The 15099-nt window shown below is 63.9% G+C and carries 17 protein-coding genes and 1 riboswitch; of the genes, 14 read left to right on the top strand and 3 right to left on the bottom strand.

The features are described 5' to 3' along the window. The first annotated feature begins 106 nt into the window (after positions 1-106). Positions 107-616, top strand: a complete 510-nt coding sequence (gene fabA / locus EI983_RS11670; protein WP_157707565.1) for a bifunctional 3-hydroxydecanoyl-ACP dehydratase/trans-2-decenoyl-ACP isomerase — start codon at positions 107-109, stop codon at positions 614-616. A gap of 153 nt (positions 617-769) precedes the next feature. Here the strand turns inward: fabA and EI983_RS11665 are convergent, their stop codons facing one another. Further along, complete coding sequence (locus EI983_RS11665; RefSeq protein ID WP_157707564.1) at positions 770-1672, bottom strand: hypothetical protein; 903 nt, start codon at positions 1670-1672, stop codon at positions 770-772. Positions 1673-2023: 351 nt separating this feature from the next. Between EI983_RS11665 and EI983_RS11660 the strand changes: the two genes are divergently transcribed. From EI983_RS11660 to EI983_RS11640, 5 genes are all read left to right on the top strand, one after another. Further along, positions 2024-3253 (top strand): beta-ketoacyl synthase N-terminal-like domain-containing protein, encoded by a 1230-nt coding sequence (locus EI983_RS11660; RefSeq protein WP_157707563.1) that lies wholly within the window; start codon positions 2024-2026, stop codon positions 3251-3253. 6 nt (positions 3254-3259) lie between these two features. Beyond that, positions 3260-4051: an enoyl-ACP reductase FabI gene (locus EI983_RS11655; protein ID WP_157707562.1), complete on the top strand. Its 792-nt coding sequence runs from the start codon at positions 3260-3262 to the stop codon at positions 4049-4051. Positions 4052-4098: 47 nt separating this feature from the next. Continuing rightward, positions 4099-4371 carry a hypothetical protein gene (locus EI983_RS11650; protein ID WP_157707561.1) on the top strand — a complete coding sequence of 91 codons (273 nt, stop codon included), beginning with the start codon at positions 4099-4101 and terminating at the stop codon, positions 4369-4371. Between the two features lie 34 nt (positions 4372-4405). Next, positions 4406-4654, top strand: a complete 249-nt coding sequence (locus EI983_RS11645; RefSeq protein ID WP_157707560.1) for a hypothetical protein — start codon at positions 4406-4408, stop codon at positions 4652-4654. Positions 4655-4802: 148 nt separating this feature from the next. Beyond that, a complete protein-coding gene (locus EI983_RS11640; protein ID WP_157707559.1) occupies positions 4803-5321 on the top strand; it encodes a c-type cytochrome in 519 nt (172 codons plus the stop codon). Positions 5322-5328: 7 nt separating this feature from the next. Here EI983_RS11640 and EI983_RS11635 read toward each other — a convergent pair whose 3' ends face one another. After that, positions 5329-6198: a hypothetical protein gene (locus EI983_RS11635; RefSeq protein ID WP_157707558.1), complete on the bottom strand. Its 870-nt coding sequence runs from the start codon at positions 6196-6198 to the stop codon at positions 5329-5331. Between the two features lie 107 nt (positions 6199-6305). Here EI983_RS11635 and miaB point away from each other — a divergent pair, with 107 nt between their 5' ends. Further along, positions 6306-7628, top strand: coding sequence for a tRNA (N6-isopentenyl adenosine(37)-C2)-methylthiotransferase MiaB (miaB, locus tag EI983_RS11630; protein ID WP_157707557.1), 1323 nt, complete (start codon positions 6306-6308; stop codon positions 7626-7628). A gap of 22 nt (positions 7629-7650) precedes the next feature. On the opposite strand, the gene EI983_RS11625 is transcribed toward miaB, so the two are convergent. Beyond that, on the bottom strand, positions 7651-8214 hold the full coding sequence (locus tag EI983_RS11625) for a hypothetical protein (protein ID WP_157707556.1): 564 nt from the start codon (positions 8212-8214) through the stop codon (positions 7651-7653). A gap of 361 nt (positions 8215-8575) precedes the next feature. Between EI983_RS11625 and EI983_RS11620 the strand changes: the two genes are divergently transcribed. The 7 genes from EI983_RS11620 (at position 8576) to metK (ending at position 14905) form a co-directional block, all read left to right on the top strand. Continuing rightward, entirely contained in the window at positions 8576-9136 is a 561-nt protein-coding gene (locus EI983_RS11620; protein WP_157707555.1) for an OmpA family protein, read from the top strand. A gap of 16 nt (positions 9137-9152) precedes the next feature. Next, a complete protein-coding gene (locus EI983_RS11615; RefSeq protein ID WP_157707554.1) occupies positions 9153-9458 on the top strand; it encodes a hypothetical protein in 306 nt (101 codons plus the stop codon). Positions 9459-9547: 89 nt separating this feature from the next. Beyond that, a complete protein-coding gene (locus tag EI983_RS11610; RefSeq protein ID WP_157707553.1) occupies positions 9548-10555 on the top strand; it encodes a PhoH family protein in 1008 nt (335 codons plus the stop codon). Positions 10556-10645: 90 nt separating this feature from the next. After that, complete coding sequence (ybeY, locus tag EI983_RS11605; protein ID WP_157707552.1) at positions 10646-11131, top strand: rRNA maturation RNase YbeY; 486 nt, start codon at positions 10646-10648, stop codon at positions 11129-11131. Between the two features lie 40 nt (positions 11132-11171). After that, the gene (locus tag EI983_RS11600; RefSeq protein ID WP_157707551.1) at positions 11172-12080 is read left to right on the top strand and encodes a hemolysin family protein; all 909 of its coding nucleotides are present in this window, start codon (positions 11172-11174) and stop codon (positions 12078-12080) included. A gap of 27 nt (positions 12081-12107) precedes the next feature. Then, positions 12108-13643 carry an apolipoprotein N-acyltransferase gene (gene lnt / locus EI983_RS11595; protein WP_343038601.1) on the top strand — a complete coding sequence of 512 codons (1536 nt, stop codon included), beginning with the start codon at positions 12108-12110 and terminating at the stop codon, positions 13641-13643. Positions 13644-13673: 30 nt separating this feature from the next. Further along, positions 13674-13721, top strand: a riboswitch (SAM-SAH riboswitch). A gap of 8 nt (positions 13722-13729) precedes the next feature. Beyond that, positions 13730-14905, top strand: a complete 1176-nt coding sequence (gene metK, locus EI983_RS11590) for a methionine adenosyltransferase (RefSeq protein ID WP_157707550.1) — start codon at positions 13730-13732, stop codon at positions 14903-14905. Positions 14906-15099 lie beyond the last annotated feature (194 nt).

Here is a 15099-nt window from a genome sequence, read left to right as displayed (position 1 = left end):
TCATCTGCGCGCGACCAGACGTCTCAACCGCACAGGCTTGCAAGCGCCAAGGGCCGGGTGTTACAGGGGTTTTCACGAGGGATCACAGGCGAAAGGGAGCCGCCGAATGGCCGACTATCCGACCAGTTTTGACCGCGACGACCTGCTGAAATGCGCCCGGGGCGAGCTTTTCGGCCCCGGCAACGCGCAACTGCCCGAGCCGCCGATGCTGATGATGGACCGCATCACGGATATCTCCGGCGATGGCGGTGCGCATGGCAAGGGGCATGTGGTGGCCGAGTTCGACATCACCCCCGATCTTTGGTTTTTCGACTGCCACTTCCCCGGCAACCCGATCATGCCCGGCTGTCTGGGCCTTGACGGGCTCTGGCAGCTCACCGGCTTCAACCTGGGCTGGCGCGGCTGGCAGGGGCGTGGCTACGCCCTGGGCGTGGGCGAGGTGAAGCTCACCGGCATGGTGCGCCCTGACCGCAAGATGCTGACCTACAAGGTGGATTTCACCAAGGCGATCCAGACCCGCCGCCTGACCATGGGGGTGGCCGACGGCATCGTCGAGGCCGATGGCGAGGTGATCTATCAGGTCAAGGACATGAAAGTGGCGCTCAGCGAAAGCTGAAGCCCGTCACCCGCCCTGCCGCGCAGCCACGGCGCCGGTGGACAACCCGCGTCGGCACCCGGTCAATCCGGTGTGCCCTATCCTGATCCGAAAACGAAAAACCGGCAGCCGTTCGGGCCGCCGGTCTGTCTCTGACTGGATCGCTTCAGCGGGCTACACGGCCTCGATTTCGACCATGTCATCCTCTTCCTCGATCTCCACCGGCGCGTTTTCAAGTTCCGGCGACAGGCTGATCGCGGCCATGAGGTCAAGCGCTTCCGAGCCGCTCTCTTCACCGCTCTCCTGTTCTTCGAGTGCGGCGTCATAAGCCGCCAGCAGCTCATCCGTGCTCTGAAATCCGCCCTCCGGCGCGTCGATCCGGAACTCTTCCAGAAGATCGCCCTGCTCGTCGGTGGAATAGAAGATCACCGTCTCCACCTCGCCCACATTGCCGCCGATCTCTTCGAAATAATTTACGTAATTCTCAAAGGTCGGGTCGGTGCCTTCCGGCAGGGCCGGAATGTCGAACGTATTCGGGTCAGGCTCTTCCGACAGGATCGGGAAACCGCCCACCGGGAAGCCCGAATCGTCGGTCTCATAGGTGAAGAACACCTTGGCATAGGTCGGATCTTCGGGCTCTTCAGGCTCTTCCGGGTCGCCGGACACGCCCTTGATCGAGCCTTCGTCCGTCGTGGTCGACGTGGCCCGGATACCGATGAAGTCGATCTCGTCCAGACTGCTGATCGGCAGAGGCACGGTCAGCGTCTCGCCTTCGGTCAGATAGGTCTCTTTGCTGTCGGCGTCACTGCCAAGCCCCGGATCGCTCAGCTCAATGGCGTTGTCCCATTGCACCGTTTCGCCTTCATATTGCGATCCCTGACCGTTCATGTTGAGCGGGCCGTTCAGGCTCGCGCTGTCCCCGGAGAACTCATCGTCGCCGTAATAGAGCGCATTTGCATCCATCGCGCCTTCGATCACGCTGATATCGGCATAGAACGCGCCATCCAGTTCATAAACCGTCACCGTGTAGGTCAGACCGTCCAGAGTGTATTCGAATTCCTTTTCGTCACCTTCCATGGCATTGCCCCTTTCCCATGATATGTCCCGATACGACACGGACATAAATCAGGCTTTAAAGGAGTCGTAATCGCCACGGCTGTGTCGCCGCACGATGACTCCTCAGATTACAAGAAACCCCCAGCACTAATAAATTTGCCTTCAAAACAACTTCGAGCGTAACCCCGGACAAGTGTTTCAATCAAGCTGCACGGCCTGTCCTGCGCGAAACACTCTGTTTCAATTGCCGCGATGGGGCGGCGTCCGCCAACCGCCCGCCAGCCGCCCGCCCGCGCCTGAACAAGCTATCTGCTTGCCCCTCAGCCCCCGCCTGTCCTACACAGGCTGAAAGGCAATTGGAGGATAGCGCGCATGCGCCGAGTCGTCGTTACAGGTCTGGGAATCGTCTCATCCATTGGCACCAACGCCGAAGAGGTCATGGCCTCGCTCAAGGCGGGCACATCCGGCATCACCGCCAATGAGGCGATGATCGAACATGGGTTCCGCAGCCAGGTCGCCGGGGCGATCGACCTCGATGTGGCCGAACATGTGGACAAACGTACCCTGCGTTTCATGGGGCCGGGGGCGGCCTATGCCCATATCGCCATGACCCAGGCCATCGCCGATGCGGGGCTTGAGGAGGGCGATATCATCAACCCGAACACGGGCCTCATCGCAGGCTCGGGCGGGCCCAGCACCTCGGCCATGCTGGCCGCGCATCAGGTAGTGCTCAACACCGGCGCGACCAAGCGGATCGGGCCGTTTGCCGTGCCCAAATGCATGTCCTCCACCATCTCTGCCAACCTCGCCACCGCGTTTCAGATCAAGGGCATGAACATGTCCATCACCTCGGCCTGTTCCACCTCGCTGCATTGCATCGGCATGGCGGCGCAACAGGTGGCGCTTGGCGCGCAGGACGTCATGTTCGCCGGCGGCGGGGAAGAGCTGGACTGGACGCTCTCCTGCCTTTTCGACGCCATGGGCGCGATGAGCAGCAAGTATAACGACACGCCCGAGCGCGCCTCCCGCGCCTTCGATGCGGACCGCGACGGGTTCGTGATCTCCGGCGGCGGGGCCATCGTCGTGCTCGAAGATCTGGAACGTGCGAAAGCGCGCGGCGCCAAGATCTATGCCGAGGTCACGGGCTTTGCCGCCACCTCCGACGGGGCCGATATGGTGGCCCCCTCCGGCGAAGGCGGCGAACGGGCCATGCGCGGGGCGCTGGCCACGCTGCCCGAGGGCCGCAAGGTCAGCTATATCAACGCCCATGGCACCTCCACGCCGGTGGGCGACGTGGGCGAGGTCGAGGCCGTGCGCCGCGTCTTCGGACAGGGCACGACACCGCCGATCAGCTCCACCAAGTCCATGACCGGCCACTCCCAGGGGGCCACCGGCGCGCAAGAGGCGATCTATTGTCTGCTCGCCCTTCAGGACGATTTCATCATCCCCTCGATCAATGTCGAAACGCTCGATCCCGCGCTGGACCCGGCCGAGATCGCCACCACCCGCGTCGACAATGCCGGGCTCGATACGGTGATGACCAACTCCTTCGGCTTCGGCGGCACGAACGGTTCGATGCTGCTCAGCAAATTTGATGGATAAACGCCCATGACCATGTCTCTTACCGGCAAGCGCGGCCTGATCATGGGCGTCGCCAACGACCGCTCCATCGCCTGGGGGATCGCCAAGGCGATGGCCGAGGCCGGGGCGGACCTCGCCTTCACCTACCAGGGCGAGGCGTTTGGCAAACGGCTGGAGCCGCTGGCGGCCTCTGTCGGGTCGGATTTCATGGTCGATGTCGACGTGACCGACGACGCCTCTCTCGATGCCGCCTTCGCGGCGCTGGGCGCGCGCTGGCCGACGATCGACTTTCTGGTGCATGCCATCGCCTATTCGGACAAGTCCGAGCTGACGGGCCGGTTCCTCAACACTTCGCGGGCCAATTTCAAGAATTCGATGGACATCTCCGCCTATTCCTTCATCGAGGTGGCGCGCCGCGCGCATCCTCTGATGGTGGAAAACGGTGGCACGCTCCTGACGCTGACCTATCAGGGCTCCAACCGTGTTGTGCCCAATTACAACGTGATGGGGGTGGCCAAGGCCGCACTAGAGGCCGCGACGCGCTATCTGGCCAACGATCTCGGCCCCGAAGGCATCCGCGTCAACGCCATCTCTCCCGGTCCGATGAAAACCCTTGCCGGGGCCGCCATCGGCGGCGCGCGCCGCACGTTCCGGCATACGGAAGAAAACGCGCCGCTGCGCGCCAATGCCACGCTCGAGGCGGTGGGTGGCACGGCGGTCTATCTGGCCTCGGATGCAGGCGCCTGCACCACCGGAGAGATCATCCGCGTCGATTCAGGCTTCCATGTGCTGGGGATGCCACAGGCCGAAAACCTTTAGGTATCATCGCCATAATATCGCCATCAATGCGTGGTTCATATTCGCGCATGACACAGCAGATTGCGATATCATCGATCAAAGAGCAGAAGATCGAGGCCCGCTCCGCCAAGGCGCGCGGATATGCCCGGTTTCTGAAATATTGCCTGTTCGCCCTGTGCCTGAGCGCCATCTGGCAAGAGGAACGGCTCGCGCCGCCCGTGCATGACGGGATGAAGCTGCTTGCCGGCAAGGCGATGGACTATATCGAAAGCAATGAAATGCTGTCCGAGGCTCTGGCCCAGGCCCAGAAATCCTATGCCGATCTGGCGCAAGGCGGCTGATCATGCGCCGCGCTGACCAAAGCGAGTATGAGGCATGAGTAAACTGGACACTTACACCCCTCATGTGCACAGCGCGGCCCGCAAGCGCGCCAATGCTCATGTGAAAAGCCGGTGCAACCGGTGCCGCGGCAGCGGCGATGCGCCCTGCACGATCTGCGGCGGCAAGGGCGAGGTGCTGCAAGGCAAGACGATGCAGGGCGGCCCGATCTTTGCGCGCTGCCAGGGCTGCTATGGCCGCCGAGTCACCCGCTGCGCCTGCTGTAGCGGCGAAGGCTTCGTCTGAGGCGCCGCCGGGCGCGCTTTTTCCACGACATTCCGCGCCGGACGGGCCGCCGGATTGACCGGCGTCAAAGACCAGACTCGCCGATCCCTGTATTCTGAGCTTCCGCTGCTGGCCGGGTGGTCCCGGCCCTGCGGGTCAGGAGGAAACGATGCTCAGCAGGTGCCTTGTTTCGACCGTTCTTCTGGCGGGTCTGGCCGGATGGGCGATCTCTTCGGGAGAGGGGCGCGCCCAGGAGGTGGCCGACCCTCACCAGATTTACGAAAGCCAATGCGCGGGCTGTCATGCGCCGCATGCCCGTGAGCTTGTGACCGAAACGCTCGACATGGCCGACGGGGTGCTGATCAGCCGCCGCAGCGGTCAGCCTGTCGCGTCCGTGCTGCGCCAGGGGCATGGCGGCCTGAGTGAGACCCAGATCGATGTGATGGTCTGGCTTCTGCGGGATATCCGCCTGTCTGATCAGACCTTCTATCGCAAATGCGCCACCTGCCATGTCACCATGCGCGAGCTGGCGCGTACCTACCTGCGGCTCGATGCGGAGGATCAGGTTGTTGGGCGGTATACCGGCACGGATATCGCGGCATTCCTGCCCGGCCACGGCAGGCTTGCGCCAGATGAGGTGCCCGAAATGCTGGCCAAGATGCGCAGCCACCTGGGCATCAGCGACTGATCCCGCCTCAGAACCACTGCCCCGGCTCCATCAGGCCGAGGTCCAGAAGCTGCCGGGAATGCCACTCGAACCGCTCGGTATTGTGCCATTTGAAGGTGTGAATATCGAAGGTGCTGCCCGGGTTGCGCTTCAGCGCCTTGGCGGTGCGGAAACTGACCACCGCCGCCGTCAGGTTGTTATGCCAGGGGCAGGCATAGGTGTTGTATTCCTCCTGCGAGAAGGTGTGATCCTCGCGCAGGCGCAGCTCCTCGCGGGCGCGGAACAGCGAAATCCGGTCGATCTTGCGCTTGGGCACAGGAATGTTCTCTTCATAGCGCCAGCGCAGCCCGCCGAAGAAATCAAGCTGCCGCTCCTTGGGATGGTCATGATTGTCGGGATCGTGCCGCGCCAGCGCGTAATAGCCCGAGCGGTCCAGATGCGCGTCCTCGATCGAGACCGCATTGGGATGCTGTTCAAGGTCGCCCGCATAAAGGTCGATCACATAGGACAGCATCGCGTCGCGCCGTTCTTCGGCATGAAAGGCCAGCATTTCGCCAATGGTGCGCGTCTCGCAAAACGGGAAAAAGAGGTATTCCGCGTTATAGCAATAATACAGCCACTGCCCCGGTGCGGCGTCGATCACCTGGTTCACCGCCTCCGTCAGGCTTTCGCCCGCGGCCAGGTCATAGGCCACGCGATGCACCTTGCCCGTCACATCCGGGGCAATCTCGAACGCGTCCGGTATGAACGCGATCACCGATTTGAATTTCAGGTCCAGATGATGCCGCAAGGTCGAGTTGATCTCGGCCTGATCCTCCACGAAGATCATCGCGATCGGCCCCTTGGCCAGCGCATCGCGCCCCCGGGCGAGAAAATCCTTCAGGCTGGAATACTGCATCTTGCCCCTCGTCTTTGCGCATCAAAATCCCCGATCTTGACCCCCATTGCAAGCCACCCGGCCTTTGCGGTAGTCAGACGCCCTGAACCGCAGACAGGACAAGCGTCATGGCCGACCCCAAGAAGCTCTACATCAAGACATATGGCTGTCAGATGAACGTCTATGACAGCGAACGTATGGCCGAGGCGCTTGGCGGGGCAGGGTATGTCGAAACCCAGAGCCCCGATGACGCGGATATGATTCTGCTCAACACCTGTCACATACGCGAAAAAGCTGCCGAAAAGGTTTATTCCGAGCTGGGCCGCTTCAAGGGGCTCAAGGCCGAAAAACCTGACCTCAAGATCGGCGTCGCGGGCTGTGTCGCCCAGGCCGAGGGCGAGGAGATCATGCGCCGCCAGCCGCTCGTCGATCTGGTTGTCGGCCCGCAAAGCTATCACCGCCTGCCCGAGCTGGAGGCGCGCGCGCAAGGCGGCGAGAAGGCGCTCGACACCGATTTCCCGGTCGATGACAAGTTCGACACCCTGCGCCACCGCCCGAAAGCCAAACGCGGACCGACCGCGTTTCTGACCGTGCAGGAAGGCTGTGACAAGTTCTGCGCCTTCTGCGTGGTCCCCTATACGCGCGGGGCCGAGGTAAGCCGCCCCGCCGCGCGGATCATCGAAGAGGCGCAGGACCTCGTCGAACGCGGCGTGCGCGAGATCACTCTTCTGGGCCAGAACGTGAATGCCTATCACGGCGCGGGAGAGGGGGGAGACTGGTCGCTCGCCCGCCTCATCTGGGCGCTCAACGAGATCGACGGGCTGGAACGGATCCGGTTTACCACCTCGCATCCCAACGACATGTCCGACGATCTGATCGAGGCGCATGGCACTTGTGAAAAACTCATGCCCTACCTGCACCTTCCCGTGCAGTCAGGCTCTGACAAGATCCTCAAGCGCATGAACCGCGCCCATACCGCCGAAAGCTACATCCGCCTGATCGAGCGCATCCGCGACGCGCGCCCCGATATCCTTCTGTCGGGCGATTTCATCGTCGGCTTCCCGGAAGAGACCGAAGAGGATTTCCAGGCCACCATGCAGCTCATCCGCGAGGTGCGCTATGGCTATGCCTATTCGTTCAAATATTCCACCCGTCCCGGCACCCCGGCGGCCGAACGCCCGCTGGTGGACGACGCCGAGGCCAGCGACCGGCTTTACCGCTTGCAGGCGCTCATCACCGAGCAGCAGCGCGCCGCGCAGGACGCGATGGTGGGCCGCACCGTGAAGGTTCTCTTTGAAAAACCCGGCCGCCTGCCGGGGCAGATGGTCGGCAAGTCGGATTATCTGCATGCGGTGCATGTGGCCGATCCCGCCCTTTCCGTGGGCGACATCGCCGAGATCGAGATCATCGAAAGCGGCGCCAATTCGCTGTCCGGTCGGCGCGCGGGCTGAAGCCGCGCGCCCGGAACAGGGCTTACAGCCGGGGCAGGGCCGCCTTGTCCGCGGCCATCGCCCGGGCCAGCGTTTCGGAGTGTTCGATCTGTGTCTCAAGCCCCGTCCCGCCCTTGGCGGCGGACGCTCTGAGCGCCCGGTTTGCGCGCCGGACATCGCGCGCGCTCAGGGTCAGGGCCGCGGCCAGGTCTCTTCGCTCCTGCCGGAGCGTCTCGACCCCGCGGTCATGTTCGGCCAGGCTGATCTCACCCTGCGCCAGCCGCGCGGTCAGCGTTGCCTTGCGCGCCTGCTGCATCGCCAGGGCACGGGGCAAGGTCTCTGAAAATTGCGCATAGCGCGCGCTGGCCGCCTCAAGGCTGGCGGCAAGATCCGCATCGCCCCGGCGCGCATCGCCGGCCAGACGCGCCGCACTGTCCTGCATCGCGACAAGCTGATCCGCCAGCACGGCCTGCGCCACGGGATCATGTTCGAAATGCAGGGCCGGGCTGTGCAGCCGTGTGGCGATTTCGGGGGCCTGCCCGCTCTGGGCACAGGCCGAGAGCAACAGCGCGGTCAGACCGGCCATTTGAACACGGGATGTCAACATCGCTGGGTGCCTCCTGCCTCGTTTGTTTTTTTCAACAATCCGGGGGATAAGGCCCAATTGTGTCCATTTTTTGACCAATGCCGCCCGGTCTTCGCAAACGGCCCGTCGCCCGGGCGCAGCTTTGCGGATCAAGTGGCTGTTTCCCTTGGGTTTCCGGCTCGGGCAGCGGTGGGCCGGGGTGAAATAAGGCGAAATTGTGGCAGTCTTGCGATTGTTTCGTCAGCCGCCACAATATCTTGTTAAATATGCTTCACATCTATCGCAGACTTGATAAGGTTGAGGGATAACATGCGCTTTTGGACCGGGCTGCTGCGGCGGGTCCATGCGGGGGATTAAAGACAGAAGGACAGGGGCTGTGACGATGACAAGTTCAACTGGTGGGTGCCGCATTCTCGGTGCGATCGCCGCCATCGCGCTGGGAGTGACCGGACTGGCCGAAACTGCGGCGGCGCAGGAGGTGGTTGGCGAACAGTATATTCCGACCATCTGGGTCGATCCCGATGGCTGCGAACACTGGGTGATGGATGACGGTGTCGAAGGCTACATGACCCCCCACACCAACCGTCAGGGCATCCCGGTCTGCCGCCGGGGCAATGTCTGCGGCGTGGTCAATACCGATCAGATGTTCGCCACCGACAGCGCCCATATCTCGGCCGCGGGCAAACAGCGTCTGAAAGAGTTCTTCCAGTCCGCCGGGGCGACCTCCTATATCATCACCGGCCATACCGACAGCCGCGCGTCGGATGCGTATAACATGGACCTGTCGCTGCGCCGCGCCAATTCCGTGGCCCGCGTCGCCAAGGCCAGCGGTGCGCGGATCGCCGATGTGCGCGGCTATGGCGAACGGATGCCCAAAGCCTCCAATAACAGCGCCGCGGGCATGGCCCAGAACCGCCGCGTCGAAATCATCTGCATCCGTTAAGGGGAGAGACCTGACCATGACATTTGCCAAATCACTCGTCCTGCTCTCCGCCGTTGCCGCGCTCGGGGCCTGCACCGATGCCGGACCCGACAAATCCATCGACCGGGGTATCGACGCCAAGCACCTGAGCCAGCTCAAGGCCGGAATCTGGATCGACCCGAATGGCTGCGATCACTGGATCATCGACGACGGGGTAGAGGGCTATCTCTCCGCGCGTCTCGACAAATACGGCAAACCGGTCTGCTCGGGCACCGCCGCCCCGACCATGGTCACCGGCGATTTCAAAGGTGGCTCCACGTCGCTGATCGGCGACCCGATCTGATCCCATTGGACCGCCTCACCATATCACAGCCGCGGGTCCACTGGCCCGCGGCTGTTTTCGTTTTGCCCCAAGGACACAGGAGCACCTGATTGGCCACCACCGAATTGCCACCGCCTGAAACCGCGCAGGAGCGCGTCGTCGAATTTCCGGACAACCGGCTGCTGATCGACCTCTGCGGCGAGTTCGACCGCAACCTCGCCGAGATCGAAACCCAGCTTGGCGTGCAGATCCTGCGCCGGGGCAACCAGCTGGCCGTCTTCGGAGAAGAGGCCGCCACCGCCGAAACCGTGGACGTGCTGACCGCCCTTTACGAGCGGCTGGAGGCTGGGCGCTCGGTCGATCATGCCGATGTCGACCGCGAGCTGCGCATGGGCGGCTCCGAGGCCGAGACGGGCACCCGCGACGGCGACCAGCTTGAGATGTTCAAGGGCGGGGCGATCGAGATCAAGACCCGCAAGAAACTCGTCGAACCGCGCACCGATGCGCAAAAGGCCTATGTGCTGTCGCTGTTCAATAACGAGCTTGCTTTCGGCATCGGTCCCGCGGGCACCGGCAAGACCTATCTCGCCGTCGCCGTCGGGGTCTCCATGTTCATCGAGGGCCATGTCGACCGGATCATCCTGGCCCGTCCGGCCGTCGAAGCGGGCGAAAAGCTGGGCTATCTGCCAGGCGACATGAAGGACAAGGTCGATCCCTACATGCAGCCGCTCTACGACGCGCTCAATGACTTCCTGCCCGCCAAACAGGTGGCCAAGCTGATCGAGGAAAAGCGGATCGAGATCGCACCTCTGGCCTTCATGCGCGGGCGCACGCTCTCCAATGCGTTCGTGGTGCTGGATGAGGCGCAGAACGCCACGTCGATGCAGATGAAGATGTTCCTGACGCGTCTGGGCGAGGGCTCGCGCATGGTGATCACCGGCGACCGCACCCAGATCGACCTGCCGCGCGGCGTGCAATCGGGCCTGCGCGATGCCGAACGGCTGCTGCGCAATATACCGTCGATCAGCTTCAACTATTTCACATCGAAAGACGTGGTGCGCCACCCGCTCGTCGCGGCCATCATCGAGGCCTATGAAGCTGACGATCCGACGCAATAACCGCCGCGCGCCGCCCCTGTTTTCTGTGTCAGAAAACAGCCTGAAAAATGTGTCATTTTTCATTTGCGCCCGGCTGACAGGTCCTTGCCCATGCTGACCGACACCCTGATCGAGGATGACCGCTGGCAGGCACCGGAGCTTGCCGTTCTGGCCGAGCGGGCCGCCCTTGCCACGCTCACCCATCTTGGCCTTGACGCCGCCGCCTACGAGATCGCGATCCTCGCCTGCGATGATGCCCGCATCGCCGCGCTCAACACCGAATTCCGCGACAAACCCACCCCCACCAACGTGCTCTCCTGGCCGTCCGAGGACCGTGCGCCCGACACGCCCGGTGCGCGCCCCGCGCCTCCCAGCGGGCCGGATCCCGAGCTGGGTGACATCGCCATCGCCTATGACACCTGCGCGCGCGAGGCCGAGGCGGCGGGCAAGTCACTTGCCGATCACACCACCCACCTCATCGTGCATGGTGTCTTGCACCTTCTGGGCTATGATCATATCCGTGACCAAGATGCCACTTTGATGGAAACAACCGAAGTGGAGATACTTGGCAAACTGGGCATTGCGAACCCATATTAGCGCATCTCGGGAGTGGTCCGCTCTCCATTGGAAGAAGGTTATGAACGACAGCAGCGACGGATCCTCTAACGCAGCGCAGCGCGCGCAGCCCGACGGGCCAGAGGACAGACCAGAAGCCGAAGACGAGCAGGGCGGGTTTTTCCGCCGCCTCTTTGGCGGGGTCATGGGCCCTTCCGATGACCCTCACGACGAAATGCACAGCTCCGAAAGCGACACGCCGGGCCGGACGCGTCCCGGCCTGGGCAATCTCTCGCGGATGGTGGTCGAGGACGTGGCGATCCCCAAGGCCGATATCGTGGCCATCGCCGCCGACATCACCAAAGCCGATCTCGTCAAGGTATTCCGCGACAGCGGCCTCACGCGCCTGCCGGTCTATGAGGGCACGCTGGATACGCCCATCGGCTTCGTGCACCTGAAGGATTTCGCGCTCCGGCACGGCTTCAACGGCTCGGGCGCGGATTTCTCGCTTTCCAAGATGCTGCGCCCGCTGCTTTTTGTGCCGCCGTCGATGCCGATCGGCGTTCTGCTCCAGAAAATGCAGACCGACCGGCGGCATATGGCGCTGGTGATCGACGAATATGGCGGGGTGGATGGTCTTCTGACCATCGAGGACGTGATCGAACAGGTCGTGGGCGAGATCGAGGACGAGCACGACATCGACGAAGGCCATTACTGGACCGAGGAAGCCCCGGGCATCTTCATCGCGCTGGCCAAGACCCCGCTGGAAGAGTTCGAAGCCGCGCTCGGCCTGTCGCTCACCGATCATGACGAGGTCGATGACGAAGAGATCGACACGCTGGGCGGGCTGGTCTTCATGCTGCTGGGCCGGGTGCCGGTGCGCGGCGAGGTGGTGGAACATCCGACCGGGGTGACGATCGAGGTGCTCGAGGCCGATCCGCGCCGGATCAAGCGCCTGCGCCTGCGTCATCCCGACCGCGCGCGCGGGTAGCCCGGTGCCTGAGACCGGCACCCAAGCGTGAGCCTGCCACCGCTCTCCGCGGCCCTTATGGGGGCCAATTCCTTTGCCACCCGTGGCCGCCGCCGCGCGATCCTGGCCGCCACCCTTCTGGGGGCTCTGGCGGCGCTGGGGCAGGCTCCGGTGGGGGCCTGGCCGCTGTCGGTCATCGCCTTCGCGGGGATCCTCGGCCTCCTGCGGGCCGCCCCGCATCCCCGCCGCGCCGCGCTCATTGGCTGGGCCGCCGGTCTGGGGTATTTCCTGGCCGCGCTCGCCTGGATCGTCGAGCCTTTCCTTGTCGATGTCGCCCGCCACGGATGGATGGCGCCGTTTGCGCTGGGGTTCATGGCCGCAGGGCTGGCGCTGTTCTGGGGCGGGGCGGGGTGGCTTGCGCATCGCGCGGGGGGCACGGCGCTTGCCCTGATCGCGGCCTTCACCCTGGCCGAGGCGCTGCGCGGCCGCATCTTCACCGGCTTTCCCTGGGCGCAGCCCGGCCATATCTGGGTGGATACCCCGCTTCTGCAGCTTGCGGCTTTTGGCGGCGCGCTCAGCCTCACCGCCGCCACGATCCTGCTGGCCCTGCTCATCTGGCAGGCGCTGCTGGGCAACCGCTGGGCGCTGGCCACGGCCCTGCTGGTGCAGGCCGCGCTCCTGGTTGCCCCGTCGCCACAGGGGCCGCGCAGCGATGAGGCGCCGATCGTGCGCCTGATCCAGCCCAACGCCGCCCAGCACGAGAAATGGAAGCCCGAGATGATCCCGGTCTTCTTCCGCCGCCAGCTTGGCTTCACCGGCGCCCCGCCCCAGGGAAATCGGCGCGCGCCGTCGCTCATCGTCTGGCCGGAAACCGCGATCCCCGACCTGCTCAACTATGCCACGGACATCCTGAACGTGATCGGCGATATTGCGGGGGAGGCAACGGTCGTGCTGGGGGCGCAACGGATCGAGGGTATGCGGCTCTATAACTCGCTTGCCGTGCTCGGCGCGGATGGCGCACTTGCGCATGTCTATGACAAGCACCACCTCGTGCCCTTTGGCGAATATGTCCCCTTCGGCGATCTGCTGGGCCGGGTCGGCATCTCCGGCCTCGCCGCGCGCACGGGCAACGGGTATTCCGCCGGTCCGGGCCCCGAACTGATCGACCTCGGCCCCCTTGGGCTGGCCCTGCCGCTGATCTGCTACGAAGGCGTCTTTCCGCGCAATATCTCCGGTGCGCCCGCCCGGGCCGACCTGCTTTTGCTGATCACCAATGACGCCTGGTTCGGTGAGCTTTCGGGCCCCTATCAACACCTCGCCCAGGCGCGCCTGCGTGCCGCCGAGCAGGGGCTGCCGATGATCCGCGTGGCCAATACCGGCGTGTCGGCCATGATCGACGCGCGCGGCGCCATTGTCGGGGCGCTGCCGCTGGGGAAGGCGGGCTATGCCGACGTCCCCCTGCCGCCGCCTCTTCCGCCCACGCTCTATGCCCGCATGGGCGACCTGCCGATCCTGCTTCTGCTGGCGCTCGGGCTCGGTGGCGCATGGGCCACGCGCCGACAGCGCCGCCCAGTTTCCGATTGACGCCGCGCCCCTGCGCGCTTACCCATCCTCAACCCGTCACAACGGCTTCCTGGCGTGACGGTGACACTTAATGGAGCACTATTCTCATGGCACGTAACAACTATACATTCACCTCGGAATCCGTCTCCGAGGGGCATCCCGATAAGGTCTGCGACCGCATTTCCGACGCCGTCCTAGATGCTTTCCTGGCCGAAGACCCTCTCGCCCGCGTGGCCTGTGAAACCTTCGCCACCACCAACCGCGTCGTCATCGGCGGCGAGGTCGGCCTGACCGATCAGGAAAAACTGCATGAGTATATGGGCCATATCGACCAGATCGCCCGCGATTGCATCAAGGATATCGGCTATGAGCAGGACAAGTTTCACTGGCAGACCTGCGAGATAACCAACCTCCTGCACGAGCAATCGGCCCATATCGCCCAGGGTGTGACCGGCGAACGCGGCGATGAAGGGGCAGGGGACCAGGGCATCATGTTCGGCTATGCCACGACCGAAACCGATGCGCTCATGCCCGCCCCGATCCAGTTCAGCCATGCGATCCTGCGCCGTCTGGCCGAGGTGCGCAAATCCGGTGTCGAGCCGGTGCTTGGCCCCGACGCCAAATCTCAGCTTTCGGTGATCTATGAAAACGGCATGCCTGTGGGCGTCAGCTCCATCGTGCTCTCGACCCAGCACCTTGAGGAGATGACCTCGGATCAGGTGCGCGAGGTGGTCGAGCCCTATATCCGCGAAGTGCTCCCCGAGGCCTGGATCACCGACAAGACCGAATGGCACGTCAACCCGACCGGGTCTTTCATGATCGGCGGGCCGGATGGCGATGCGGGCCTCACCGGCCGCAAGATCATCGTCGATACCTATGGCGGCGCGGCCCCGCATGGCGGCGGCGCCTTCTCGGGCAAGGATCCCACCAAGGTGGACCGCTCGGCCGCCTATGCCGCGCGCTATCTGGCCAAGAACGTGGTCGCCGCCGGCATGGCCGAACGCTGCACCATTCAGCTCTCCTATGCCATCGGTGTGGCCCGGCCGCTGTCGATCTATGCCGACACCCACGGCACCGGCGAGGTGGACCCCGCGGATATCGAACGGGCCGTGGCGAAGTCCATGGACCTCACCCCGCGCGGCATCCGTGAGAAGCTGCAACTGAACAAGCCGATCTATCAGCGTACCGCGGCCTACGGCCATTTCGGTCGCGAGCCCGAGGCCGATGGCGGCTTCAGCTGGGAAAAGACCGATCTGGTCGACACCCTGAAAAAGGCGGTCTGAGCCTTCCCCGATCGCAAGAGATCGAAAAGCCCCGGCCACCGCGCCGGGGCTTCTTTTTTCGGTGGGTTAACCTCGGATGACCGCACCGCGCGATCACAAGCGCGCGAGCCGTGCCGATTGTACAAAACAGGGGGTGATTTTGTACGTTTTGTACAAAATTCCTCCCCTCTTGAAGCCCGCCGCATTTCCGGTCA

It is taken from the genome of Roseovarius faecimaris, assembly GCF_009762325.1.
Classification (GTDB): Bacteria; Pseudomonadota; Alphaproteobacteria; order Rhodobacterales; family Rhodobacteraceae; genus Roseovarius; species Roseovarius faecimaris.
The sequence above is the reverse complement of the archived record's forward strand: the minus strand, read 5'-3'. Positions and strand labels throughout refer to the sequence as shown.